The 22805-nt window shown below is 63.1% G+C and carries 26 protein-coding genes; 17 read left to right on the forward strand and 9 right to left on the reverse strand.

Going from position 1 to position 22805, the window contains the following annotated elements:
- The first annotated feature begins 223 nt into the window (after positions 1–223).
- The 7 genes from QMN23_RS03845 (at position 224) to QMN23_RS03875 (ending at position 7153) form a co-directional block, all read left to right on the forward strand.
- The gene (locus QMN23_RS03845) at positions 224–2899 is read left to right on the forward strand and encodes a carboxypeptidase-like regulatory domain-containing protein (RefSeq protein ID WP_282001905.1); all 2676 of its coding nucleotides are present in this window, start codon (positions 224–226) and stop codon (positions 2897–2899) included.
- A gap of 92 nt (positions 2900–2991) precedes the next feature.
- Positions 2992–3849: a peptidylprolyl isomerase gene (locus tag QMN23_RS03850; protein ID WP_282001906.1), complete on the forward strand. Its 858-nt coding sequence runs from the start codon at positions 2992–2994 to the stop codon at positions 3847–3849.
- A 15-nt stretch (positions 3850–3864) separates the two neighbouring features.
- Positions 3865–5175 (forward strand): hypothetical protein, encoded by a 1311-nt coding sequence (locus QMN23_RS03855; RefSeq protein WP_282001907.1) that lies wholly within the window; start codon positions 3865–3867, stop codon positions 5173–5175.
- Positions 5165–5602, forward strand: coding sequence for a cytochrome C (locus tag QMN23_RS03860; protein ID WP_282001908.1), 438 nt, complete (start codon positions 5165–5167; stop codon positions 5600–5602). Before QMN23_RS03855 ends, QMN23_RS03860 begins: the two co-directional genes overlap by 11 nt.
- A complete protein-coding gene (locus QMN23_RS03865) occupies positions 5590–6174 on the forward strand; it encodes a hypothetical protein (RefSeq protein ID WP_282001910.1) in 585 nt (194 codons plus the stop codon). Before QMN23_RS03860 ends, QMN23_RS03865 begins: the two co-directional genes overlap by 13 nt.
- A 449-nt stretch (positions 6175–6623) precedes the next feature.
- Positions 6624–6845: a hypothetical protein gene (locus QMN23_RS03870; RefSeq protein WP_282001911.1), complete on the forward strand. Its 222-nt coding sequence runs from the start codon at positions 6624–6626 to the stop codon at positions 6843–6845.
- Positions 6846–6913: 68 nt separating this feature from the next.
- Positions 6914–7153 carry a hypothetical protein gene (locus QMN23_RS03875; RefSeq protein WP_282001913.1) on the forward strand — a complete coding sequence of 80 codons (240 nt, stop codon included), beginning with the start codon at positions 6914–6916 and terminating at the stop codon, positions 7151–7153.
- 143 nt (positions 7154–7296) lie between these two features.
- Here QMN23_RS03875 and QMN23_RS03880 read toward each other — a convergent pair whose 3' ends face one another.
- The 4 genes from QMN23_RS03880 to QMN23_RS03895 form a co-directional block, all read right to left on the reverse strand.
- On the reverse strand, positions 7297–8523 hold the full coding sequence (locus QMN23_RS03880; protein WP_282001915.1) for an EAL and HDOD domain-containing protein: 1227 nt from the start codon (positions 8521–8523) through the stop codon (positions 7297–7299).
- Between the two features lie 135 nt (positions 8524–8658).
- Complete coding sequence (locus QMN23_RS03885; protein ID WP_282001917.1) at positions 8659–9015, reverse strand: DUF6504 family protein; 357 nt, start codon at positions 9013–9015, stop codon at positions 8659–8661.
- 3 nt (positions 9016–9018) lie between these two features.
- The gene (locus QMN23_RS03890; RefSeq protein WP_282001918.1) at positions 9019–9312 is read right to left on the reverse strand and encodes a hypothetical protein; all 294 of its coding nucleotides are present in this window, start codon (positions 9310–9312) and stop codon (positions 9019–9021) included.
- 279 nt (positions 9313–9591) lie between these two features.
- A complete protein-coding gene (locus QMN23_RS03895) occupies positions 9592–10065 on the reverse strand; it encodes an aminoacyl-tRNA deacylase (RefSeq protein ID WP_282001919.1) in 474 nt (157 codons plus the stop codon).
- Positions 10066–10185: 120 nt separating this feature from the next.
- On the opposite strand from QMN23_RS03895, the gene QMN23_RS03900 reads away from it, so the two are divergent.
- The 7 genes from QMN23_RS03900 to QMN23_RS03930 all read left to right on the forward strand — a co-directional run bounded on the left by QMN23_RS03900 (position 10186) and on the right by QMN23_RS03930 (position 16284).
- A complete protein-coding gene (locus tag QMN23_RS03900; protein WP_282001921.1) occupies positions 10186–10767 on the forward strand; it encodes a TetR/AcrR family transcriptional regulator in 582 nt (193 codons plus the stop codon).
- Positions 10768–10890: 123 nt separating this feature from the next.
- Entirely contained in the window at positions 10891–11457 is a 567-nt protein-coding gene (locus QMN23_RS03905; protein WP_282001923.1) for a flavin reductase family protein, read from the forward strand.
- A 40-nt stretch (positions 11458–11497) separates the two neighbouring features.
- The gene (locus QMN23_RS03910; RefSeq protein WP_282001924.1) at positions 11498–12280 is read left to right on the forward strand and encodes an enoyl-CoA hydratase-related protein; all 783 of its coding nucleotides are present in this window, start codon (positions 11498–11500) and stop codon (positions 12278–12280) included.
- A gap of 25 nt (positions 12281–12305) precedes the next feature.
- Positions 12306–13106, forward strand: a complete 801-nt coding sequence (locus QMN23_RS03915) for a nitroreductase family protein (protein WP_282001926.1) — start codon at positions 12306–12308, stop codon at positions 13104–13106.
- Between the two features lie 8 nt (positions 13107–13114).
- Positions 13115–14341, forward strand: a complete 1227-nt coding sequence (locus QMN23_RS03920; RefSeq protein WP_282001928.1) for an MFS transporter — start codon at positions 13115–13117, stop codon at positions 14339–14341.
- 12 nt (positions 14342–14353) lie between these two features.
- The gene (locus QMN23_RS03925; protein WP_282001930.1) at positions 14354–15184 is read left to right on the forward strand and encodes an epoxyqueuosine reductase; all 831 of its coding nucleotides are present in this window, start codon (positions 14354–14356) and stop codon (positions 15182–15184) included.
- 116 nt (positions 15185–15300) lie between these two features.
- Positions 15301–16284 (forward strand): aldo/keto reductase, encoded by a 984-nt coding sequence (locus QMN23_RS03930; RefSeq protein ID WP_282001932.1) that lies wholly within the window; start codon positions 15301–15303, stop codon positions 16282–16284.
- A 238-nt stretch (positions 16285–16522) separates the two neighbouring features.
- Here QMN23_RS03930 and QMN23_RS03935 read toward each other — a convergent pair whose 3' ends face one another.
- Entirely contained in the window at positions 16523–16678 is a 156-nt protein-coding gene (locus QMN23_RS03935) for a hypothetical protein (protein ID WP_282001935.1), read from the reverse strand.
- 93 nt (positions 16679–16771) lie between these two features.
- On the opposite strand from QMN23_RS03935, the gene QMN23_RS03940 reads away from it, so the two are divergent.
- A complete protein-coding gene (locus QMN23_RS03940) occupies positions 16772–17191 on the forward strand; it encodes a GSU0071 family protein (RefSeq protein WP_282001937.1) in 420 nt (139 codons plus the stop codon).
- A gap of 13 nt (positions 17192–17204) precedes the next feature.
- On the opposite strand, the gene QMN23_RS03945 is transcribed toward QMN23_RS03940, so the two are convergent.
- From QMN23_RS03945 to QMN23_RS03955, 3 genes are all read right to left on the reverse strand, one after another.
- On the reverse strand, positions 17205–17687 hold the full coding sequence (locus tag QMN23_RS03945) for a DUF2127 domain-containing protein (RefSeq protein ID WP_282001940.1): 483 nt from the start codon (positions 17685–17687) through the stop codon (positions 17205–17207).
- A 10-nt stretch (positions 17688–17697) separates the two neighbouring features.
- The gene (locus tag QMN23_RS03950; RefSeq protein ID WP_282001942.1) at positions 17698–18135 is read right to left on the reverse strand and encodes a DMT family transporter; all 438 of its coding nucleotides are present in this window, start codon (positions 18133–18135) and stop codon (positions 17698–17700) included.
- Between the two features lie 162 nt (positions 18136–18297).
- Positions 18298–18738, reverse strand: a complete 441-nt coding sequence (locus tag QMN23_RS03955) for an Hsp20/alpha crystallin family protein (RefSeq protein ID WP_282001944.1) — start codon at positions 18736–18738, stop codon at positions 18298–18300.
- 309 nt (positions 18739–19047) lie between these two features.
- Here QMN23_RS03955 and QMN23_RS03960 point away from each other — a divergent pair, with 309 nt between their 5' ends.
- Together QMN23_RS03960 and QMN23_RS03965 are read left to right on the forward strand one after the other, a co-directional pair.
- The gene (locus QMN23_RS03960) at positions 19048–19950 is read left to right on the forward strand and encodes a DMT family transporter (protein ID WP_282001946.1); all 903 of its coding nucleotides are present in this window, start codon (positions 19048–19050) and stop codon (positions 19948–19950) included.
- A gap of 123 nt (positions 19951–20073) precedes the next feature.
- Positions 20074–22137 (forward strand): C1 family peptidase, encoded by a 2064-nt coding sequence (locus QMN23_RS03965; protein WP_282001949.1) that lies wholly within the window; start codon positions 20074–20076, stop codon positions 22135–22137.
- Between the two features lie 22 nt (positions 22138–22159).
- Here the strand turns inward: QMN23_RS03965 and QMN23_RS03970 are convergent, their stop codons facing one another.
- On the reverse strand, positions 22160–22765 hold the full coding sequence (locus QMN23_RS03970; protein ID WP_282001952.1) for a tRNA-uridine aminocarboxypropyltransferase: 606 nt from the start codon (positions 22763–22765) through the stop codon (positions 22160–22162).
- Positions 22766–22805 lie beyond the last annotated feature (40 nt).

Here is a 22805-nt window from a genome sequence, read left to right on the forward strand (position 1 = left end):
GCTGGCATATTCCTTGAGTTAATGCCGTGGGGAGGAGGCGTCCCCTCACGCCCCCCCGCGGTATCGCCCGCGCCCGGTCCGCCTCCTGCCTGAAGGCCGGATCGTTGCCCGTCAGACAGCCGCTTCGGCTTATCAGCAAACGCGAAAGGAGGCCAGATCAGGAACAGATGTGGGCTTGAACACTGTGCAGATCATTTCGTCAATGTATGAAAGGAGAATGTAGATGGCACGACTACAGCAGTCAAAGATGACCATGCACCTGCTGCTGAGCGCCCTGCTGATCGGGTGTGCGCTCCTGTTCGGATGCTCGGGCGACAACGGTTCGAATGGTGCCAGTACCGGGACGGTCAGCGGTGCTGTTTCCGACTGGTACGGCAATACGGTTCCCGGCGCGCAGGTCGCGACAACGGTCGGCGGCGAAGAGGTCAGCGCGACCACCGATGCCAACGGCAAGTATACGCTCACCCTGCCGACCGGCACCTTCACCCTCAATGTAACGGCAAGCGGTTACAATGCGCTAAGCCAGTCGGTCGAGGCGGCCGTCGGCCGGAACGTGACCGCCGACCTCAAGCTGACGCCGACCGGTCCGGCCGCGGTAAGCGCCATCAGGACCGACACCAAGTCGACGGTGCTTCCCGGTGACGTGGTGACGCTCCAGGCCAGCACCAAGATCTTCGACCCGGCACTCCAGGGACAGTCAGTGAGCTATGTCTGGTCGACCGCTCCCGGCAGTGCTCCCCTGACCTTCAGCGATACCACCAGCCCGACGCCGACGGTGTCCCTGCCGAGCAGCGCCGCGCTGAAAAAGTACCTGGTGGAGACCCTCGCGCTCCCGTATTTCAATGATAATCCCGATGAGCCGGCGGTCGTCATCGACCGCTACCAGGTGGTACCGTTCTCCCAGCAGGCGGCGGCAACGCTCGGCAATTCGGCCACCGCCCAGGTAACGGCGACGATCAACGGCCAGATCTTCACCAGCACGGTCAAGGTGCCGGTAAAGGCGCCGTTCGTCCCGAACCAGGGATTGAACAACGTTGCCGTCGGCCAGCCGGTCGTTCTGCAGGGACAATTCCCGTTCACTCCCACCCCCAAGACGAGCTGGAACTGGTCGGTGACCGGTCCCAGCGGCGCCGTGACGGTTAACGATGCCAATACCGCCTATCCCGATTTCATTCCGGCGACGGTGGGGACCTATACCGTCAGCGAGGGCGGCGTTGCCCGGCTGACAATTACCGCCGACAAATGGGTCGGAATGATGGCCGGCCTGAATACCCCCGACCCGACCTGCAACGGCGCCTCCTGTCACCAGGACAAGATTACCTCCTGGCTGCAGACGGGCCACAAGGAAGTCATGTACACCGGCATGATGGAAAATCCGGGCGACTACTCGATCACTACCTGCGCCAAGTGTCATACGGTCGGCTACAACCAGTACAACAGCGGCATCAACAATGGCGGGTTCTCCGACGTATATCCCACCGAAGGGTTTACATTTACCCAGGGCGATCCGAACGTCGAAGCGAACCTCTGGAAAAATTATCCGAAATCATCGCGGCTGATCGGCGTTCAGTGCGAGGCTTGTCACGGGCCGCAGGGGAGCGCCCACCACGTCAGCGGCACGGTCGATCCGAACGTCGGCAATGCCCGGGTCAGCTTCTCGGCCAACGTCTGCGGCACCTGCCACGGCAGTCCGAAGAAACACGGCCGTTTCCAGCAATGGGAACAGAGCGCCCACGGCAGCTTCAACACCTTCACGTTCAACTCCAACGCCGACGGTACCCTGAGCGGCGGGTGCGCCTGCTGCCACAGCGCCCAGGGATTCTCGGCCTTCATGAAGCTGAGCGACATCTCCAACCGCAATGCGACGGTCTTGCCGGCCGGCCTGACGGTGAACAACGCCCAGCCGATCACCTGCGTCGTCTGTCACGATCCGCACAACGAAGGTCCGCCGGCCCATGCCGGTGAGTCGTTCGTCACCGTCAACCTTACCGCGGTCAGCTCCACCGCCGGCAGCACCAGGCTCCTCCCTGGCGGCTTCACTGCCAACGGCGTCGGCAAAGGGGCACTCTGCATCACCTGCCACAACAGCCGGAACGGCTACAAAAGCGGCAGCGGCAGCGACCTCCACGAAGACGGCAGTGTCCTCTTTGCTAACATCGGCACCAGCTACACCGCGCCCCACGAAGCCTGCCAGGGCGATGTGCTGATGGGCCGGAACGCCTATTTCCTCGGCGCGCAGAATTACGGCAACACGGCGACCCGCTCCAAGCACTCCTTCATCGCTGACACCTGCGTTACCTGTCACATGGAGCTGACGCCGGCCAATTCGGCTTTCTCGCTTCCCCAGTCGGAATCGTTCAACACCAACCATGACTTCAAGGCATCCAACGACATCTGCCGGAGCTGCCACGGCAACTACAGTGCCGAAGCGGTTCAGCTCAACTTCGACACTAAGCTGCAGTCGCTGAAGAATGCCGCCGGGATGGCGATCCTCCGCCTTCGTTACGGCGGGGCAGGGACGGTTCCGGTCGGGATGCAGGCCTCTCTGGTGGCCAACCGGGTCGGCCAGGTCGATGTAACCGCTGGCGGCGTCACCCAGCGGTGGTTCCTCAAGACCGGTTCCTACGACGCCTACCTCAAGGATGCGAGCGGCAACGCGATTGCCGGCTGTGCGTCGACGCCGAACGCGGACGGTTCGTATTCCTGCACCGGCTACCTCGACGGGGCCCCGGGGACGGTCGGCAATGCCGTCTCTACCACCGGCTACAACGAAAACCTCGCCAAGGTGCTCTGGAACACCGTCCTTGTCCAGGATGACGCCAGCCGTGGCGTCCACAACCCCAGCTTCACCAATCAGGTAATCGACGCCACCTACGTCGTAACGAGTACCGGCATCTGATCCGTTTACCTGCTGTGATTCGGCGGGCCGCCAACGGCCCGCCGCTTTTTCTGCCTGTCGATTCACTCTACCGCTCTGGAGGAAAGATTTTCATGTCAGGTTACAGATCCACTCTCGGATTGTTCATTGGAATGATGTTCTGCCTTGCCGGTTGCCAAGGAGGGGACAAGCTGCCTCCCGGGCAGGGAGCCAAGGTCCTTGCCACGGTTAACGGTACGCCGATCATGGCGGACGACTTGCGACTGCGTAACCGGACAGCTCACGGGGCGGCACCGGAGGAGATCAATGCTGCCCAGGCCCTCGACGATGTGATCAAGGAGGAACTCTGCTACCAGCAGGGGGTGAAACTGGGGCTCGACAAGGACCCCGAATACCGCAAAGAGATCGATCGGCTCGAAAGACAGCTGGAAGCGATGAAACGGGCTGAAATGACCCGTCGAATCTTCAATACCCAGATCGCCACCCAGGTCAACGTCACGAACCGGGATGCCCAGGATTACTACGCGAAGCATGCCGACCGGATCGCTACCGATCTCCACTTGGCGATGATTTCGTTCCCCAAACGCGAGGCGGCGGAAGCGGCCTTGAAAAAAATCCGGTCCGGAGCCTCTTTCGACATGGTTGCTGCCGAACTGGCCTCGGGAGCGCCGGCTGTCGCAGTCGGCGAGCGAAAACCGTGGGACATGGGGTTCGTTACCTGGGAACAGCTGCCGATCGACTTCGACGACGCGGTTTACAGCCTGAAACCGGGAGAAGTGAGCGAGCTCATCGCCTCACCGCGGACCGGCTTCCATATCGTCCGGCTGATTGAGACGCGCAAAAATTCCAAGGCTGATTATAACGCCCTGTCGGGCATCATCATCAACCGTCTCCGGGATCGAAAGGTGCTGGAGGCGTATGACCGGTATGTCGTGCAGCTGCAGAAGGATGCGCGTATCGTGAAATTCTAAGAAGGAGGGCATGCCTTGAACAGCAACGATCTGAAAACGTCTCGCAGCATACCCCGGCTGGCCGGCCTCGTCTGTGCCTGTGCGCTTCTGGCCGGGATACCGGGCGGGGCCGCGGCGGTGTCGATCAGCGGACAGACGGATACCATTTTCCGCCTCGGCCAATCGGCGGTGGAGAAGCGGGATCTCTATCCGCTCTATGAATATCTGCGGTTGTCGGTAACGAACATCGATAAGAACGGCAACCTGTCATTCCATATCGGCGGCTGGGGGCGGGCCGACCTCGCCGACAAGACCACCGACCGCTATACCGATACCGACCTGCAGTACGGTTTTCTCAGCTATCGGCCGGCGCAGAACAATCTGGTGCTCAATGCCGGGCGCCAGTTCGTTACCGAAGGGGTCGCCGCCGAACGGCTCGACGGCCTTTACCTGCGCAGTGACCTGGCGGCAGGTTTTGGTGCTGCCCTCTTCGTCGGTTCTCCCGTCGTCACCGAACCGAATTTCAACGGCGGTGATCTGGTCTACGGCGGCAGGATCAGCCACAGCTACGGCAACTACTACACCATCGGACTGAGTGCCCTGCAGACCGACTATGCGGGCAGCCGGCTCCGCGAGGAAGAGGGGGTGGATCTCTGGCTGCGCCCTTTTGCCTCCGTCGAGGTCGTCGGCCGCTCTTCTTACAACTCCATCACTTCCGGCTGGATGGAACACGCCTACACGGTCTCCTATACTCCCCGTGACCGGTTGCGGATTACCGCCGACCTTGCCGCGATCAACTACGAGGATTATTTTTATCACGTCACTACCAGTGCACTCAGCCTGACCAACGGTATCCTCGATCCACGGGAAAAAATGCTTGCCGTGGGGGGGGGCGTTTCCTATACGCCGATCAGTGCCCTGACCCTTGCCGCCGATTACCGGAATTACGGTTACGATATCGCCGGTGACGCCGATTATTTCGGCGGCAAGGCCACCGTTACCGTTGCCGGGTTCGCGGCCGGGCTTTCTGTCCACCGGATGAGCGGGGAATCCGACCGGCTGCGCTATGACGAGTATCGGCTGTTCGCCTCGAAAAAGCTCGGCAAGGCGGACCTGACGGTCGATTTCTTCGATATCGACTACGACCGGAGCATCAATGGCATCAAAAACACCTTCTCTCTCGCTGGCGCGGCGACCTATGAGATTACCGACCAGTTCAAGGTCGGCGCCGATGTCGATTATTCGCGGAATCCCGATTTCGATAACGAAGTGCGGGGGCTCGTCAAGATCAGCTATGTGTTCGATGCGACCTATCGGGCGGAAGGGGGAGGGAAGAGTGAGAAATAATGTCCTGATTTTACCGGTGATGCTGCTGCTTGCCAGCTGTCTTTTCGCCTGTGCCAATACGCGTAGTATTGCCAAGGTCCATCCCGAGAACGTTACCGGTCTGGTGGATTGTACCGAGTGCCATGCCGACCGGTTGGCGGCCTTTAACCACCGGGCGAGCGATTTCTATGCCAAGCACGGGTTTTATGCCGGCGAACAACGGGCGGCGTGTGCCGCTTGTCACGAGGAGTCGTTCTGCGCTGACTGCCATGCCCATAAAGAGGAAATCAAGCCGAGCGACAAGTACAAGGATTCGCCGGAGCTGGCGCTGCCGCACCGGGGCGACTATCTCAGCCAGCACAAGATCGACGGCCGGATCAACCCCGCCTCTTGCGTAAAATGCCACGGCAGGCAGAACAACGAGAGGTGCAAGACATGTCATCGCTAAGGAAAACCATACTTACGGTCGTCCTGCTGGCACTTGCCGTCCTCCCCCTGGCCGGGTGCGGCGACACTAATTCCCAGTCCACCTTTGATGCCAACTCCGGCGCCCATCCTGCCGACTGGCTTCCCCTCGGGCACACAGTGGCTGCCGAGGATCATCTGGAAACGTGCACTGAATGTCATGGCGGCGACCTGGCGGGCGGGATTTCAAAAGTACCGTGCGCGCAGTGCCATTTGGGGAACAACGAGGCGGTGCATCCGCTCCAGTGGGGAAGTTACGCCTATGCCCTCCATGCCAATTATGTCAAGCTGAACGGTACGGCCAGCTGTGCCGAGGCTGCGTGCCACGGAACCGCCCTCGAGGGAGTGCCGGGGAGCGGTCCGTCCTGCACCGCATGCCATCTGGGCGGGCCGACGTCGAAACATCCCCAGCTCTGGGACACCAACATCACCCTGCACATGGGGTATGTGGCCCAAAACGGGACGGCCGCCTGCCAGAATGCCCTGTGTCACGGCGCGGCGCTGCAGGGGGTGTTCCTGAGTGGCCCCAGCTGTAATGCCTGCCATCAATTCTGATCGATTCCTTGCGGTCCGGAGGACTCACGTCTCTCCGGACCGTATTTCCCTGCCTTCCCGGCATGCTCTTTACCACTTCGGACCGCAGTAACTTCATTTTCCTGCCGCTGGACGATCGCCTCCCTCTTTTCTTTCTTTTGTTAGCGTATGTTTATTTTTTTGCGGCGTATTGTTTTTTTATGCACCTTCAGGAAAGGATGCGATTGTGTAATATCAATATGTTAGCTGTGATGTGCTCCGCCGGTATGGCCCTCGCCCCATTCTTCTGCATACCCTGTCCATACAATAGGGGCAGGGTCAGAACCTGCCGCTGGCCGGCGGCGCGGCGAAAAGTTGTGGATTTTAAAGAGTTAAATAAAAATTTCTCATATTTTGTTTTTGTGGCACACCGGCTGCAATATACAAAGACAAAAGCAGGAGTTGGAAAATACAGGATCGGGGAGGATGCCATGAAAACCACAGCCAGAACACTTATCGCGATGATCGCTTCTGCCTCTTCAGCCTTTGCCGCTAGCGGCGCGGGTGTCGACGAAAGCGGATTCCTCACTCCGCTGTTCCTGGCCTTTGGCGCCCTGATCGTTGCCTTCCAGACGGTGCCGGCGCTGATGCTGTTCGGCTCGATGCTGAAAGGGCTCTTCTCGGCAAAGGGCGAAGCGAGCAAAGCCCACTAGCAGATTTCAAGGACCTGGACCGGTAGAGGCTTTGTGACGGCTCGCCGGGTAATGAAAAGGAGGATGTCATGAAAGCGAGAGTAGCAGGATTCCTGGCAGCGTATCTTGGTAGCGTAGCATCGGCCTTTGCCGCATCGGGCGCCCGGGAAGACAACAGTGGCGTGTTCGTCTGGATCTTCCTCGGCTTCTGCGCCCTGATCGTCGTCGCCCAGCTGGTTCCGGCCGTCCTCACGATGTTCGGTATGGCCAAGGGGGTCGCCGAGGGGTTGAAGGAAAAAGCCGAAGCGAAAGCCACCAATCACAAATAGCCGAGAATTTTCCGTAACGGGAGGCAGCAGAACCGCGCGGCGCCCTGCCAGCGGGGCGCGCGCCGGGGGAAAAGATGGCACGGTCCAACGATTAAGGCCGTCCTCGCAAGGGGGACGGCCTTTTGTTGTGGGGGAGGGGGGGCCTACATGGTGGTTTTCCAGCCGAATGATTTGCACTGCGCTTCAAGAACCTGGGCGTGGCTGATCCCCAGTGCCGCAAGATGGGCTTCGGCCGCCGTGAAGTCGAGCTTCTCGATGTTCTCGGCGCAGCACAAGAGCTCTCCGAGCGGGCCTTGCCGGTGCAGCAGCGCGCGGCTAACTTCGTCGGAAAGATTCAGGCTCTGCACCACTTCGACCATGGGGATCGCGTAGATCGTTTCCATGAGCGAGAGGATGCCGGTCATAAACGCCTGGTCCCCGGCATCGCTAAGCCCCTTGAAGTGCGGGAGAGTGCAGGCAAGCTGTTCCATGAAGCCCGCCCGGACTGCCGCCATGTCCACCAGCGGATTTTCCGTCCCGGAACTGTCTCCCGCAGCGAAAATGGCGAGCTGTACCCACCGCTTGATCTGTTGGCGGCCAAGCATGGCGATGGCATGCCGGGCCGTTTTGATCTTCTCACGGGTCCCTGTCCCGACCGAGTTGACCAGGAGCAGCAGTTTGTAGGTCAGGCCGGGGTTCCCCTGGAACGCCTGAACGATTTCGTCGAGGGGGGAATCCTCCAGCAGGAGGTGCAGCAGTTTGAGGAGCGTGGCGGTCGCTTCGTCGATCCGCTTCCGCTCCATGACGAGCGGCTTGGCGAAAAAATACCCTTGGAAGTAGTCGAAGCCCAATGCCGCGCAATGGTCGAATTCTTCCCGCGTCTCGACCTTTTCCGCCAGCAGCCTGAAGGGGTAGGGGCGGAAGCGGGCCAGCATCTCGGGCAATTGGGCCAGCGGCGTCTGGAGCAGATCGACCTTGACGATGTCGACAATCCCGTAGAGTTCTTCGTAGAGCGGGCTGTACTCGTGGTCGTCCAGCGCCAGGGTGAAGCCGGCCTCCTTGAGCTGGCGGCATCGTTCGACCAGGGAGGCGCTGACCGTCAGGGTTTCGAGCAGTTCCAGTACCACCATCTCCCGGGGGAGAATTTCCAGGGCGTCGCCCATCAGGAGATCGAGTTCGACGTTGATGAACCCCTGGTGCCCGCCGAGAATCTCCCGGGCACCGAAGCCGGAGAGGGTGTTGACGATGACGTTGGCCGTGGCGAATGAGGCGTCAGTGACGTTTGCCTGCAGGCTTTTGGGGGAAGAGCGGAACAGCAGTTCGTAGGCACAGAGCTGCTCCTGCCGGTTGACGATCGGTTGCCGGCCGATCAGGTATTTATCGTTGCCCATCGTCTTCTCTCCGGTCGGTGGTGTTTTTAGCGATGCGGTCGACCAGTTCGTTATATGTTCACTCTATCGGTATTATCGGATGATGTCTTGAGGGGAAATCACTTTTTTGATCGGCGGCAGGCGGGCGAGAGCACTTCAGAATGGCGAAGAGCCGTTATCTTCCTCACGGATGCTGAAGAGCCACCAGCGACGATCCCTCCTGCCGTAGCGGGGCTGTCGGTCAAAGTAGACCTTCATGATGCCGGCGGTTGTTGCCACCTCGAACCAGTGCTTGCGGACGTACATCTCACCGCTGCCATGGCTGCAGGGGCCGGTATCGTGCCAGCGACGGAGCACGGTCGTGACTTCGACGGTCCGGCCGCGCCAGACGAAAGCCTGTGGTACGCCAGGCTCACCGGATGCCATGGCGGCACTGTCGAAGCTGCCGGCCACCGGCGTAATGGCTTCGCCGACGAAACGTTCATGCCCCGTTGGGTGGGATGGGAGAGGCATCGCTCAGATCTCGCTGTAGACAACCGTTTTTACTTCGGCGATTTCCAGGTGGTCGAAGGTTACTTCCGTATTGTCCTCGAGGATGATGGTCGTATAGCCGTAGTAGCGCCAGGTGCCGTCGCAGCCGGCATTGTTGCCGACACTGCCGCTGGTGACGTAGCCGGTATACGCCCGGCCGTTCAGTAAGATTACCTCAATGAAGTTGCTCATGGCCAGGACGGCGGAGAGTTTCTTGTGGTTCCGGTAAAAGCACTCGGCTTCCGCCGTTGTTCGGGTCCATCGTCTTTCCGCAATCATAACTGCCCCCCTCCTGCAGAAGGATGCAGATGCACTTTAGGTTCACGCGGCCCCCGCTGGGCAGGCCGGTTACACTACTAAAACAAGATACGTGCCAAGAGGTGAAATTGTTTAATTACAATAGGTTATACGGGTAGTGGCGGTGCAGAAGCGGTTTGTGCTGTAAAATATTTTTACGACTCGGCTAAAAAACATGGCAAAACAGCGGGTTAAAGGACCGTAAAAAAATTTTACAGTAAAAAATTTTTACGGCGGGATGTTCGGGTGAGCTAATTTCAATTACTTGCGAATCCGTGCGACCGTGGCGCCGTTCAGCCGTTGCAGTTCCCGGGGGGCGATCCGGACCAGTGTTGTGGCGGTGCCGCCGCCACCGTAGACGATTTCCCGATCGAAGACCCGTTCGTCGATGAAGAATCGGGCGGCAAAGCCGAAGGGGGGCGTGCCGCCGCAGGGGTAGCCGGTTGCGGCCAGCATCTCGGTCGGGGTTGCCAGCCGGGGCATCGGACAGCCGGCGGCCTGGCCGAGCCGGCGGGCGCTGGCCCGGTCCTCTCCTTTGACGATGGCGACCAGCAGCATACCATTGTCGGCAATCATGCAGATGCTCTTGACTAAATCTTCCGGGGAGATGCCGGCCGCTGCGGCGGCTTCGGCGACTGAATGGCACGATTCGGCAAACGAGAGGTGGTCGCCCTGGACATGGTTGGCCGCCATCCAGGCACGCAGGCGTTCGGCGGGACAGGAAATCTCGTTCATGACTGGTCTCCTTGGCGAATTCTGTCGCATGGTAGCCGATTTGCCGGTTTATCGCAACGGCGGACCGGAGCGGGAGATTCCTCTTGACATTGCTAGACGATCGGTCTAATAGTTGATTCCATGGAAAAGAACGAGACACGCCAGCAGATCATCCAGGTCGGCACCGAACTGATCGCCCGCCAGGGGTTCAATGCCACCGGCATCGATGCGGTGCTGAAACAGGCGGGGGTGCCGAAGGGGTCGTTTTATTATTACTTCGGCAGCAAGGAAGAATTCGGCCTGGCCGTGATCGACCAGTTCGCTCTTCGCTACGCCCGGCGGCTCGATGATTACCTCGGTGATGAGACGCTTTCGCCGTTGAACCGGATTCGCCGTTACCTGGAGAGCGTTCTGGCGCGACTGGAGCAGAACCACTGCACCAAGGGGTGCCTGATCGGCAACCTGGGGCAGGAGATGGCCGATCAGCACGAGCGGTTCCGGACTCGGCTGGAGGAGGTCTTCCGCTCCTGGCGCGAACGGTTTGCCCGTTGTCTCCGTGAGGCTCGCGCTGCCGGCGAACTCGCCGCCGCATTCGATGTCGATGTGATGGCGGAATTTATCCTCTCCGGCCTGGAGGGCGCGATCCTCCGGACCAAGGTGATGAAATCTCCCCGGCCGTTGCAGGATTTCATCGACATCCTTTTTGCCCGGGTGCTGGTATAATTCAAGGCAGACAGAGACAACTCGACAGGGCCGTAGTGCCCTTTTTTTAGCGCTGCCGCTAGACGATCGGTCTAAAAAGGCGCCGCGAGCCGGCAGATATGCCCTGTTTTGAAAGGAGTCGTCGTGAAACAATCACTGGGTGCAAAAACCCTCGCCTATCCGACCCCCGTCTGGCTGGTCGGCACCTACGACCGGGAGGGGAAGCCGAACCTGATGACCGCCGCCTGGTGCGGTATCTGCTGTTCCCAGCCCCCCTGCGTTGCCGTCTCGCTGCGCAAGGCAACCTATTCCTATGAGGCGATCGTCGAACGGCGGGCCTTTACCGTCGGGATGCCGGGCGAACGACTGGTCCGGCAGACCGACTATGCCGGCATCGCCTCGGGGCGGAACCTGGACAAATTCGCCGCCGTCGGCCTGACCCCGATCGGCAGCGAACTGGTGGACGCCCCCTATGCGGCGGAAGTGCCGCTCGTTCTGGAGTGCCGGTTGCTCCATATCCTGGAAATCGGTCTCCATACCCAGTTCGTCGGCGAGATCGTCGACGTCAAGGCCGACGAAGCGGTGATCGGCGATGATGGTCTGCCGGAGATCATGCGTGTCAAACCATTCGTCTACGATACCGGTCATCGTGGCTATTACGGGATTGGCGCCTACCTGGGCCGGGCCTTTGCCGTCGGCAAGGAGCGCTGATCCGCAGCCATCGTCGTTCAACCACCAAAGGAGGTGAGCCATGTCGCCACGTAATCTGCTGCTCGAAACGACCGAGGGGGTCGTCACCGTCACTATCAATCGCCCGGCGGCGCTCAATGCCCTGAATCGGGAGATGCTCGAAGAATTGGCGGCGGTGATCAACGAACTGGCCGCTGATCAGGCCGTTCGAGTGATCATCCTGACCGGCGCCGGCGAGCGGGCCTTTGTCGCCGGGGCCGATATCGCGGTGATGCGGGAGATGGCGCCGGCGGCCGCCCGCGAACTGGCCCTGCTCGGCCAGGGGGTCTGCCGGGCGATCGAACGCTGCCCGAAGCCGGTGATCGCCGCGGTGAACGGTTTCGCCCTGGGGGGCGGTTGCGAGCTGGCGCTGAGCTGCGATATCCGGCTGGCCGCCGAGAGCGCTCGCTTCGGCCAGCCGGAGGTGAACCTGGGGATCATCCCCGGTTTCGGCGGCAGCCAGCGGCTCCCCCGGCTGGTCGGCCGGGGACGGGCCCTGGAACTCTTGCTTACCGGCGAGATGATCGACGCCCAAGAAGCGTGGCGGCTCGGCCTGGTGAACCGGGTAGTACCGGCTGCCGAACTGCTGGCGGAGGTCCGGGGCCTGGCGCGGAAGATTGCCGCCAAGGGGCTCGTCGCGCTGCGGCTCTGCAAGGAAGCGGTCATCAACGGCCAGGAACTGGACCTTGAGCGGGCCTGTACCTATGAGGCCGACCTGTTCGCCCTTACTTTTGCCACCGAAGACCAGCGAGAAGGGATGACCGCCTTTCTCGACAAGCGGCCGGCCCGGTTCAGCGATCGCTGACCGGCCGACAAACAGGGGGATAACTATGAGTCTGGCAACCATCGACCGGCAGCGTTGCATCCACGACGGCCTCTGCATCAAGGCGTGTCCGGTCCATCTCTTCGTCGACGATCCGAGCGGCGTGCCGCGTTTCCAGAACGAGCGGGCGGAGGCGTGCATCGGCTGCGGCCATTGCGTGGCCGTCTGCCCCGCCGATGCCGTTGACCACCTGGCGGTGCCCCTGGCCGAATCGCCGTTGCTCGAACCGGCGCTGACCGTTTCCGGCGCCGCCGCGACGCAGCTCTTAAAAAGCCGGCGTTCGATCCGCCGCTTCACCGCTGAGCCGGTTGCCGAGGAGCCGCTGCGGCGGGTGCTCGATACCGCGCGCTGGGCACCGACGGCGAGCAACCGGCAACAGGTTCACTGGCTGGTGATCCGCGAACCGGCGGCGGTCCGGCATCTGGCGGGGGTGACGATCGACTGGCTGCGCGGGATCGCCAACCGGCCGGCCTATTACGAGCCATTTATTGCTGCCTGGGACCGGGGCGAGGACTGGGTGCTCCGTGGCGCGCCCCACCTGGCGGTGGCCCATGCGCCGGAGAACGACTGGGGTGCCATCGACTGTGCCATCGCCGTGACCTACTTCGAACTGGCGGCTTTGGCGGAGGGGTTCGGTACCTGCTGGGCCGGTTTCCTGACCCGGGCGGCCGGCAGCGACGCCGGGGTCGCTGCGGCGCTGGCGCTCCCTGCCGGGCACCGGATGTACGGCGGGGTGATGTTCGGCAATCCGGAGTTTCGCTACCGGCGCTCGCCGCAGCGCCGGCTGGCACAGGTCGAGTGGCGGTAGGCCGGCCGATGGCTGGTGCTCCGGTACGGCACGATCGGCAGCCGTCGGCCGCCAGGCTGCTCTTGACCTGCTGTGTCATCAGTTTCGGCTGCTTTTTCGGCTCCTACATGCGGATTCCGGTGGTACCGCTGTTCGCCATCTCGCTCGGGGCCGATTCGGTTCAGGTCGGGCTGATCAACGGTGCCTTCATGCTGATGGCCGGCCTGCTCTCCATTCCGTCGGGACTGGTCTCCGACCGGCTGGGGCGCCGTCTGCCGCTGCTCGGCGGGCTGACGCTTCTGGCCGGTTCGTCGTTTCTCCTTTACTGGAGCAGCAGCCCGCTGCAGATGGCCGGTATCTACCTGCTATTCGGCGTCGGCCTGTCGGCCTTCTCGCCGACCCTGATGTCCTACGTTGCCGACGTCACCCCGCCCGAAGTGCTCGGTCAGGCGTTCGGCTGGTACACCATGGCGCTCTACGGCGGGATGACCATCGGCCCGGCCGCCGGCGGCCTGCTCGGCAAAGCGCTCGGGCTGCGCCAGGTATTCCTGGTGTCCGGCGGACTGATCTTCGTCATGTTCTGGGTGGCGCTGTTCTTCCTGCCGGCCCCGCCCGGCGGCCGGTCCGGCAGGACGGCCCGGCCGGCGGTGTTGCCGGCGCTGCGCACCCTGGCGGAGAACCGGCCGTTTCTCGCCTGCATGCTCGCTACCTTCGGCACCTGTACCGGTTTCGGGATGTTCGTTACTTTCATGCCGCTCTATATCCGCAGCCTGGGGATGAATTCGGGGCACGTCGGCCTGGTTTTCGCCGCCCAGGCCCTGGCCAACGCCCTGTCGCGGCTCCCTTTCGGCCGGTTGAGCGACCGGGTGGCCGACCGGAGCGTCTTCGTAACGGGCGGAGCGGCCCTGTTTGCCCTGGCGCTGGCCTCTTTCGGTCTCTGCCACACGGTGGTGCCGTTGATGGCGGCGGCCGCACTGCTCGGGGCGAGCATGGGGGTGGCCTTCACCGCCGTCGGGGTGCTGATTGCCGACGTCGTTCCCCGGCAATTGCGCGGGCTGGCGATGGGCGGGTACAACACCTGCGTCTATGCCGGCATGATGTTGAGCGCCGCCGGGATGGGGCCAATAGTCCGGGAAAGCGGCTTCCGGACCGCTTTTTTCCTTAACTGCGGCATCTGCCTGCTGGTGGCGCTCGGTTTTTACCGGCTGTTCCGCCGGCAGCCCGCCCGGGTGACGGCTGGCTGGGGCCAGCCGTAAAAGGAGACCATAATGGAAGAATTGGTGCGGGAAGAGATCGGCAGTTTTGTCGCCACGAGCACGGAGAACTGCTTCCCGGATGGGGAGCCGTATTTCGCTGCGCCGCTGGTCGGTTTTGCCGCGGCGAACGATCCGCTCTTCGCCGACTACAAACGGATCATCGGCCCCTTCCACCTGGCGCCGGCGGAGTTTCTTGCCGGGGCGGCGACGGTGATCTGCTGGGTACTGCCGATCAGCCGGCCGACCCGGGAGAGCAACCGGCGCCAGCAACACTGGCCGTCCCGGGAGTGGTCAATGACCCGCACCTATGGCGAACAGTTCAACGTAGCGCTCCGCCGTCATCTGGTCGCCTGGCTCACCGGGCGAGGCCAGCGGGCGGTCGCCCCCCAGCTGGCCCCGGAATGGCGGGCCCTCGACGACTGTCGGGCCGGGGTCGCCTCCTCGTGGTCCGAGCGTCATGCCGCCTATGCCGCCGGCCTCGGCACCTTCAGCCTCAATGATGCCCTGATCACCGAGCGGGGGATTGCCCACCGGCTCGGCACGGTGGTGACCGACCTGGCGCTGGTGCCGTCACCGCGCCGACCGGCCGACCACCGCCATAATTGTCTCTATTTCCGGGAAGGGAGCTGCGGCCGCTGCATCGGCCGCTGCCCGACGGGCGCCCTTTCTCCTGCCGGCCACGACAAGGAGCGTTGCCGGGAGTATGTCTACGGGGCCGTACCGGCGGCGGTCGAGGCGGAGTATGGCGTCTCTCAGACCGGCTGCGGTCTCTGCCAGACGGCGGTGCCGTGCGAGGCCGCCATCCCCGGCAGCCTCCTGCGCCCCGGCGGCAAGCGGGCCTGACCCCGGTGACGGTGCCCGGGCTTTCCCGGCGCCGGAATTGTTCTATACTTTGATGACGGGCCGCCACGGCCCGTTATTCTCCGGTCGGCCGCAGGCCGGCCGGCGCCGGAGGGAACATGGAAACGACGACTATTGACGGCATCGGGATCAAGGCATCGCGGATCGCCCTGGGGACCTGGGCGATCGGCGGCTGGATGTGGGGCGGCTCCGAGGAGGAAGAGTCGATTGCGACGATTCACGCCGCCCTCGATCAAGGGATTACGGTAATCGATACCGCTCCCGTCTATGGCTTCGGCCGTTCGGAAGAGATCGTCGGCCGGGCCATCGCTCGGCGCGGCGGGCGCGACCGGGTGATTATCGCTACCAAGGTGGGTTTGGAGTGGCGCGATGGCAAGGTCTTCCGCAACTCAACGCCCGCCCGGATTGCCGCCGAGGTCGAGGATTCGCTGCGCCGGTTGCAGACCGACTACATTGATCTCTACCAGGTCCATTGGCCTGATCCCCTCGTGCCGATCGAGGAGACGGCCGGCACCATGGAGCGGCTCCGCCAGGCGGGGAAGATCCGGGCCATCGGTGTCAGCAACTATTCCCCCGCCCAGCTGGAGGAGTTCTGCCGGGTGGCGCCGCTGCAGGCCTGCCAGCCGCCGTATAACCTGTTCGAGCGGCAGATCGAGGGAGAGCTTCTCCCTTATTGCCATGATCAGGGCATTGCCCTCCTGACCTACGGGGCGCTCTGCCGCGGGCTGCTCAGCGGCCGGATGACCGCCGACACCGTTTTTACCGGCGACGATCTGCGCAGGGTCGATCCGAAGTTTCGTTCGCCCCGCTTTGCCCAGTACCTGGAAGCGGTCCGCCGGCTCGACCGGTTTGCCCGGGAGCGGTTCGGCAAGGGGGTACTGGCGCTGGCGGTGCGTTGGATTCTCGATCAGGGGGTGCAGGTTGCGCTCTGGGGAGCCCGACATCCAGCGCAGGTGAGGGCGGTTGGCGAAGTGTTCGGCTGGTCGCTCAGCGAGGCCGACCGGGCCGAGATCGAACGAATTCTGCGCGAAGCCGTCCCGGAGCCGGTCGGTCCCGAATTCATGGCGCCCCCCTCCCGCTAGCCGGCTGACGAACCGAGGGGTGGGGGCCGCAGGTCGGCAGCCCACCCCTTGCATGTATCCGCCGTTTCGTGGTATTTATCGGATATCTATTCCTGCGGCCCTGCCGGCCGACCCCACCCGTTCTTTCCCTGTTGTCCCGTGTGTTGTGCCGTTGGTGATCTGTCGGAATTCCCGCAGGAAAACCCGGTTTCCTGTCGTCGAGCCCCGGAGCGGTTTTCCGCATTGGGGCTTCGAGCGATCAGCCGCGCTGGGGCTTGACGAAAAAATAGGTGATCAGGAGGAAGGGGAGGGCGGAGAAGGCCGCTTCCAGGTTGCCGCTGAACAGCTGCCAGGTGCTGAAGGAGATCACGGCCAGGACGAAGAGGATCATCAGTATCGCGACAATTTTGTGCATGTGGCGATACTACACCTTCGTCGGAAAAATGTGAAGGGGCAACCCTTCAGGAATCGGTTGGCCGTACCGATAGAATTCCCAGGGGAGAATGTCATGGATACCATATTAATCGACGCGGAGCTGGAGCATTATTACCGGGAGCGGCTGGCGATGAGCGGCAAGGTTGCCTGGCAGCGGTTTCTTTTCCGGGCGAGCACCGCCTTCCAGGGGGCCGAACTGGAGCTCTACCTGGAGCGGGTCCGGGCCCACGCCCGGGCGTACGCTTCTTACTGTGCGACCTTCAAGTCGCCATTTCGCCATTGCGAGTCGGCACTGTTCCTGTCGAGCTTGCTGTTGTTCGGTGCCGGGATTGTCATGATCCTTACCGGCGACCTGTCGGTCTTCGTGGCCGGAGGGACCGCCGCCGGAGTGGTCGGGATGGTCGAATGCGCCCGGAAGCTGGCGGATTACTGGCGGCAGTACGGCTCGATGGAGACAGTGTTCCGCGAGTTTGCCGAGTGTCCCGGCGAGTGAGGCGGGCCGACGGCTAGCGTTGCCGCTCCCGGTGTTCCAGCCAGCGGACCCGGGCCAGCCAGGCGACGATGGCGAGGTTGAGCAGGAAGGTTCCGGCCCGGATGGCGGTCACTCCGCGCCAGAGCTCGTAGATTTCGACCGGGAGATAGATGCCGCCGGAGATGATGCCGAGCCATTGGGCCCAGATCCGGTCGCGCCAGAGCCCCCAGGCTTCGATGAAGCGGAGTGTGGCGTAGCCGATGGCGCCGGTGGCGAGTGCCTGGAGACGACTGTCGCTGGCCCGGTCGGCAAGTTCGAGAAAAATCCGCGGCGCGGCATTGGCCGGGTTGAGGTGAAAGTGGGCGACGATCTGTTCCGCGAGGGCCTCGACGTCCCGGTGGATCAGGCTGAGCAGCCCGAGGCCGACCACGATGACCAGCGCGCCCTTGGTTGCCTCGAAGCAGGCGATGGTATGCAGCCCGGCCGCTGCCTTGAGATGGTGGTCCCGGCGACGCATCGAGTCCCCGCTAGCGCCGGTAGATCAGTGCCGCGCCGGCCAGCAGCAGCACGGTTCCGGCGAGCCGCCGGCCGTCAATGGGGATGGCGCGAAAGCCGAACAGGTTGAGCTGGTCGAGGAGCAGTCCGGTGATCAACTGGGCGGCGATGGTGGCCGCCATCGCTGCTGCCGTGCCGATCCTCGGCACTACCAGAATGGTCAGGGAGACGAACAGCGCTCCGAGCAGCCCGCCGGTCAGTTCCCACCAGGCGGCATCGCCGGCGGCGCGAAGACTTCCCCGGCCGCAGGCCGCTACCACCACTGCCAGGGCGAGGGTGCCGACGGCAAAGGAGATGAAGGCGCTCTCCAAAATGCCGACCCGTTCGGCGAGACGGCCATTGATCGACGGCTGGAGCGTCAGGATGACCCCGCCGCCCAGCATCAGCAGGAAGAGGAAAAGATTGGACATGGGTAGCCTGGCTCCTTGGGAAGTGGGGCATGCGCTGCCGGTCCGCCGATTCTACCCGCTGCCCGGTCGGCCTGCAAGGAGAAATACCCCCGGCTCGGGACAAAAAAAGGGGAAGCGTTCGCTTCCCCGAGCCACAGGCCGGAGTGCCTGGCTCACCGTGGCCTATTCCACGGTTATCTGTTTGATCGTTGAAGATTCTCGCCTCGGGAAACGGATTTCTAGGATGCCGTCCTTCAGCGAAGCCTTGATGTGATCGGTATCGAGGCCGTCGGGGAGGCTCAAGGCCCGGCTGAAGCTGCCATGGGACCGTTCGAGCCGTAGATAGTTGGCCTCTTCGACCCGCTCTTCGCTGTTCCGTTCCGCCGCGATGATCAGGTTGTTATCGACGAGTCGCAGGTTGAGATTTTCGCTGCTGATCCCCGGCATTTCCGCTTTGACCACCAGTTCGTTCCGCTCTTCGTACATGTCGATTGAGGGGCTGATCCCGCCACCTTCGCCCAGTTCGTGGAGCATCCCCCGGAAGGGGAGCCAGTTCATGCCGAAAAATGGCCGGTTGAAGGCCTCTTCGAACCACCGCTCCATTTCGCGGAACTGGCTGGCCATCCCAGTTTCCGGTGATGCCCCCGTTGCCAATGCCGTTCTCGATGTCCCTGTCGCGGACCCTGCGGACCGCTTGACGTGCACCGTCCCTTTGCCGGTACCCTGCTGTGGAACCGTTCTCAGTTCAGTCTGCCGCCTCATGATCGAACACCCCTTTTCATGGTGATTGAATTCATTTAGTTATCAGTATAATAAATTGAAAATGAATGTCAAGTTCTGCTTCCGGGTGTCGTTTCGCGCTTGCGCGTATCGGGACGGCGGTGTACTCTGGAGCAACTGGACTAGGGGATGATCCACGAAGAGAGGGCGTAGATGGCCGATCACGACACAGCACAAACAACGGCGGGGAAAGGGGGCGTCTGGCTGATCATGATGGCGGCGGTCCTCTGGGGGACCACCGGCACCTCGCAGGCACTGGCCCCGGTCGGTGCCAGTCCGGCAGTGGTCGGCGCCCTGCGGTTGGCGGTCGGCGGTGGGGCGCTGCTCCTCCTTGCCCTGTGGCGTGGCGGGTTGCGGGGCGGAGGCCGGTGGCCATTCTGGGCGACCGCCAGCGCCGGCGGCTTCGTGGCCGCCTACCAGCTCTGTTTTTTCGCCGCCGTTGCCAAGACCGGCGTGGCGGTCGGCACGATGGTCGGTATCGGCAGCTCGCCGGTGCTGGCCGGTATCCTCGTCTACCTGGCCAGGGGTGAACGGCCGGGACGACGCTGGCTGGCGGCGACGGTCCTGGCGATCGTCGGCTGCACCCTGCTGCTGGCGACCGGCGGCACGGTCAGTGTCAATCCCCTTGGCGTCATCCTCGCCCTCGGGGCCGGTGCCTCCTATGCCGCCTATACCCTGGCGATCAAAACGCTCCTTGACGGTCGTTCCGCCGATGCGGTGGTGGCGGTTGCCTTCTGCCTCGGCGCCCTGCTCCTCTCACCGTTGCTGGTGACGGCGGACCTTTCCTGGCTTGCCGCCCCTCGCGGGCTGGTGGTGATCCTGCACCTGGGACTGCTGGCAACCGCCCTGTCCTACCAGTTGTTCGGCCGGGGGCTGCGGACGGTACCGGTGGCCAACGCGGTCACCCTCTCCCTGGCGGAACCGCTCACCGCCGCCATCCTCGGGGTCACCGTGGTTGGCGAGCGGCTTACCCTCCCAGCGCTGATCGGGATTGCCCTTCTTTTCTCCGGGCTGGCGCTGCTGGCCATTACACCCCGGCGGAGTATCACCGGCTGATCACTCCACCGCCCCTGCCGTTTTCCCCGTTTTTTTGCGATGTTCCTTGCCGTACCGGTAGAGCTGTGGCAAACTTTATGAAAATTTGCCAATCTGTTCCCTCGGGACGCAAAGGAGTGCGCCATGACGACGAGAGAGATCCAAGGAAGGAAATTCGACGCTCGCCCCGACCGGGTCGATTACCGTGACCGCATCTACAATCCGCCGCTGGTCTGTCTTCCCCCCCAGTATCCCGATGCCGGCTTCATTACCGGCCACCTGAGCGATTACACCACCAAGCACCGGCTGATCCTCGACCAGGGGAAAGAGGGGGCCTGCACCGGCTTCGGCCTGGCGGCGGTCATCAACTATCTGCTCTGGAAAAAACATTTCGACGACGAGCAGCGGACGGGTAAGTTTGGGAAGCTGGCGACGGTGAGTCCGCGGATGCTGTACCACATGGCACGGATCTACGACGAGTGGCCCGGCGAGGACTACGACGGGTCGAGCTGTCGCGGGGCGATGAAGGGATGGTACCGGCATGGCGTCTGCGCCGAGGCGCTCTGGCCCTACAAGACCAAGTTCGTCCCCCCGCGGGAGGGCTGGCAGCAGGATGCGGCGCTCCGGCCGCTGGGAGCCTACTATCGGATCAACAAGGACTCGGTTGCCGACATGCAGGCGGCAATCCACGAGGTGGGGGCGATCTACGTCTCGGCATCGGTGCATGAGGGGTGGTTCCTCGGCAGTTCGCCGACCCTGCCGGTGATCCCGCTGGTCGCGGGGGAGACGGGAGGGCATGCCTTCGCCCTGATCGGCTACACCAGCGACGGCTTCATCGTCCAGAATTCCTGGGGTGATTCATGGGGCTGCTTCGGCTTTGCCATCCTTACCTACGAAGACTGGATCCGCAACGGTTCCGATGCCTGGGTGGCGGTGCTCGGCGCGCCGATGGCGATCCAGGAAAAGGTCCGCACCCGGAGCAGCATGACCCTGCAGGAAGTGGCCAACGGCAAGGCCGGCTGGTCGTGGCAGCCGGACAGTACCGCGCCCCCCCACGTCTACAGCAACCCTGCTGTCGAGCCACTCAGCGAGAGTACCGCCTACGAGCACACAGTAGTTCTTGGTAACGACGGCCGGCCGATCAACCGCTTCCTCGACGTTGCCGATGCCACCGGGGCGGTCCGGGAGACCGCCTTCACCCTGCCGCTGGCTTGGTTGCAGGGGCAGGCGAAACCGATCCTGGCCATCTACGCCCATGGCGGCCTGAACAGCGAAGAGGCATCGCTCAAGCGGATCCGGGTGATGGCTCCCTACTTCCGGGCGAACGGCATCTACCCGCTCTTCATCACCTGGAAGACCGGTTTCGGCGAGAGCATCTCCGGAATGCTGGAAGACGCGGTCGGCAAGTTCCTCAAGCCGTCGGCGGAAGGTCCGGCCCGCGGTCTCTGGTCTGACATTACCAGTCAGCTCAAGGAGGCCAAGGACCGGTCGGTGGAGGTTGCCTGCGAGAACCTGCTGGTGAAGCCGGTCTGGATGCAGATGAAGCAGAATGCGGCGGCGGCCGTCGAACGGGAGGCGGGGCTGACCCTGGTGGCCGGCTGCCTCGCCGAGCTAAAGAGCCGTCTGCCGGACCTGGAAATCCACCTGGTCGGCCATTCGGCGGGCTCGATCCTCCATGGCCACCTGCTCGACCGGCTTGTCCAGAAGAAGCTGGCGGTCCGGACGGTTTCCCTCTACGCGCCGGCCTGTACCGTCCGCTTCGCCCTCGACCATTACCGCCCGGCGATGGAGAAGCAGATTCTCGCCAAGGAGCGGCTCTTCTTCGACATCATGAGCGACGAGCGGGAGCAGGCTGATACCGTCGGCCCCTACGGCAAATCGTTGCTCTACCTGGTCAGCCGGGCGCTGGAAGACCTGCACAAGATGCCGCTGCTCGGCATGGAGGCGGCCTGGAACCCGGCAGTGGCGGCGCCGGCCCAGTGGAACCCGCGAACTGCCGGCGATGTCGCCGGCTGGCAGTCATTCATGGGAGGAATGGGGACGGTGCGGGTCCACAGTCGCGACCGGGCCAAGGTCTTCGACGGCCAGGAGTATATCCCCCTGGCCCATGGTTCCTTCGATAACGATGTGGTGGTGGTGGCCGCTACTCTGGAGCGGATTCGCGGCAGTGCCCTGGCGGCAAAAGTGGAGAACCTGCACGGTTTCTGAGCACGGGGCCAAGGGCGGGTGATCAGGGGGACGGAGGGGTGCCCCGGGTACCGAGGGTCGTCGCCACCATCAGCCGGAACAGCTCTTCCAACCCCTCCTGGACGGCCGGTGTCTCGATGATCCCGAGGGCTCGGGCAATTGCCTCGAAGGTCGCCAGCCCCTCGGGATGGGGTTCACGGCGGATGCCCCAGGCGGTCGGTGGTCCGGGCGGAAGTCTGACCATCCGGGCGCGGGCGAGGCCGGGGAGCCGCCGACCCATCCGGGCCGCCTGCCGCCAGTTGCCGTCGGGGACTATCAGCGTCACCGGCCGGTCGTCGCCGGCAAGCAGTTCCCGGCTCAACAGCGGTACGTCGTCGCCGGGGTAGAGTATAAGAGTCTGCCGTTCCGGCATGTCGAGGTCGGCCAGGTCGAGGGGCCGGTCCAGGTTGCCGTGGATGCGCAGCTCGCTGTTGGGAAGCGCCGCCAGGGCCAGCGGGCCGGTGGCGGTGGACTTTTTGTGTTCGCGCTGGTGCATCACCAGCACCAGGCGGGTGGCCAGTTCGTAACGGGGGATCGCCGCGCAGATGCAGAGGGTGAGATGCATGCGGCAGCGGGCACAGCGGGGGGTGCGTTTGGCTCGGGTTCCCATGGCTCTTACTTAACCCGGATTTGCCTGTTTGCGCAACTGA

Origin of the sequence: Geotalea uraniireducens, assembly GCF_027943965.1 — a bacterium.
GTDB classification, from domain to species: Bacteria; Desulfobacterota; Desulfuromonadia; order Geobacterales; family Geobacteraceae; genus Geobacter; species Geobacter uraniireducens.

Bases quoted from the DNA above. Each gene is read 5' to 3' on its own strand.
- QMN23_RS03955 (WP_282001944.1), bottom strand. From the start codon at position 18,738: ATGGCCAGCCAGTTCCGCGAAATGGAGCGGTGGTTCGAAGAGGCCTTC.
- QMN23_RS03900 (WP_282001921.1), top strand. From the start codon at position 10,186: ATGGAAAAGAACGAGACACGCCAGCAGATCATCCAGGTCGGCACCGAA.
- QMN23_RS03945 (WP_282001940.1), bottom strand. From the start codon at position 17,687: ATGCGTCGCCGGGACCACCATCTCAAGGCAGCGGCCGGGCTGCATACC.
- QMN23_RS03865 (WP_282001910.1), top strand. From the start codon at position 5,590: ATGTCATCGCTAAGGAAAACCATACTTACGGTCGTCCTGCTGGCACTT.
- QMN23_RS03960 (WP_282001946.1), top strand. From the start codon at position 19,048: ATGGCCGATCACGACACAGCACAAACAACGGCGGGGAAAGGGGGCGTC.
- QMN23_RS03940 (WP_282001937.1), top strand. From the start codon at position 16,772: ATGGATACCATATTAATCGACGCGGAGCTGGAGCATTATTACCGGGAG.
- QMN23_RS03895 (WP_282001919.1), bottom strand. From the start codon at position 10,065: ATGAACGAGATTTCCTGTCCCGCCGAACGCCTGCGTGCCTGGATGGCG.
- QMN23_RS03920 (WP_282001928.1), top strand. From the start codon at position 13,115: ATGGCTGGTGCTCCGGTACGGCACGATCGGCAGCCGTCGGCCGCCAGG.
- QMN23_RS03885 (WP_282001917.1), bottom strand. From the start codon at position 9,015: ATGCCTCTCCCATCCCACCCAACGGGGCATGAACGTTTCGTCGGCGAA.
- QMN23_RS03950 (WP_282001942.1), bottom strand. From the start codon at position 18,135: ATGTCCAATCTTTTCCTCTTCCTGCTGATGCTGGGCGGCGGGGTCATC.
- QMN23_RS03930 (WP_282001932.1), top strand. From the start codon at position 15,301: ATGGAAACGACGACTATTGACGGCATCGGGATCAAGGCATCGCGGATC.
- QMN23_RS03880 (WP_282001915.1), bottom strand. From the start codon at position 8,523: ATGGGCAACGATAAATACCTGATCGGCCGGCAACCGATCGTCAACCGG.
- QMN23_RS03890 (WP_282001918.1), bottom strand. From the start codon at position 9,312: ATGATTGCGGAAAGACGATGGACCCGAACAACGGCGGAAGCCGAGTGC.
- QMN23_RS03910 (WP_282001924.1), top strand. From the start codon at position 11,498: ATGTCGCCACGTAATCTGCTGCTCGAAACGACCGAGGGGGTCGTCACC.
- QMN23_RS03850 (WP_282001906.1), top strand. From the start codon at position 2,992: ATGTCAGGTTACAGATCCACTCTCGGATTGTTCATTGGAATGATGTTC.
- QMN23_RS03875 (WP_282001913.1), top strand. From the start codon at position 6,914: ATGAAAGCGAGAGTAGCAGGATTCCTGGCAGCGTATCTTGGTAGCGTA.
- QMN23_RS03925 (WP_282001930.1), top strand. From the start codon at position 14,354: ATGGAAGAATTGGTGCGGGAAGAGATCGGCAGTTTTGTCGCCACGAGC.
- QMN23_RS03915 (WP_282001926.1), top strand. From the start codon at position 12,306: ATGAGTCTGGCAACCATCGACCGGCAGCGTTGCATCCACGACGGCCTC.
- QMN23_RS03870 (WP_282001911.1), top strand. From the start codon at position 6,624: ATGAAAACCACAGCCAGAACACTTATCGCGATGATCGCTTCTGCCTCT.
- QMN23_RS03970 (WP_282001952.1), bottom strand. From the start codon at position 22,765: ATGGGAACCCGAGCCAAACGCACCCCCCGCTGTGCCCGCTGCCGCATG.
- QMN23_RS03935 (WP_282001935.1), bottom strand. From the start codon at position 16,678: ATGCACAAAATTGTCGCGATACTGATGATCCTCTTCGTCCTGGCCGTG.
- QMN23_RS03845 (WP_282001905.1), top strand. From the start codon at position 224: ATGGCACGACTACAGCAGTCAAAGATGACCATGCACCTGCTGCTGAGC.
- QMN23_RS03965 (WP_282001949.1), top strand. From the start codon at position 20,074: ATGACGACGAGAGAGATCCAAGGAAGGAAATTCGACGCTCGCCCCGAC.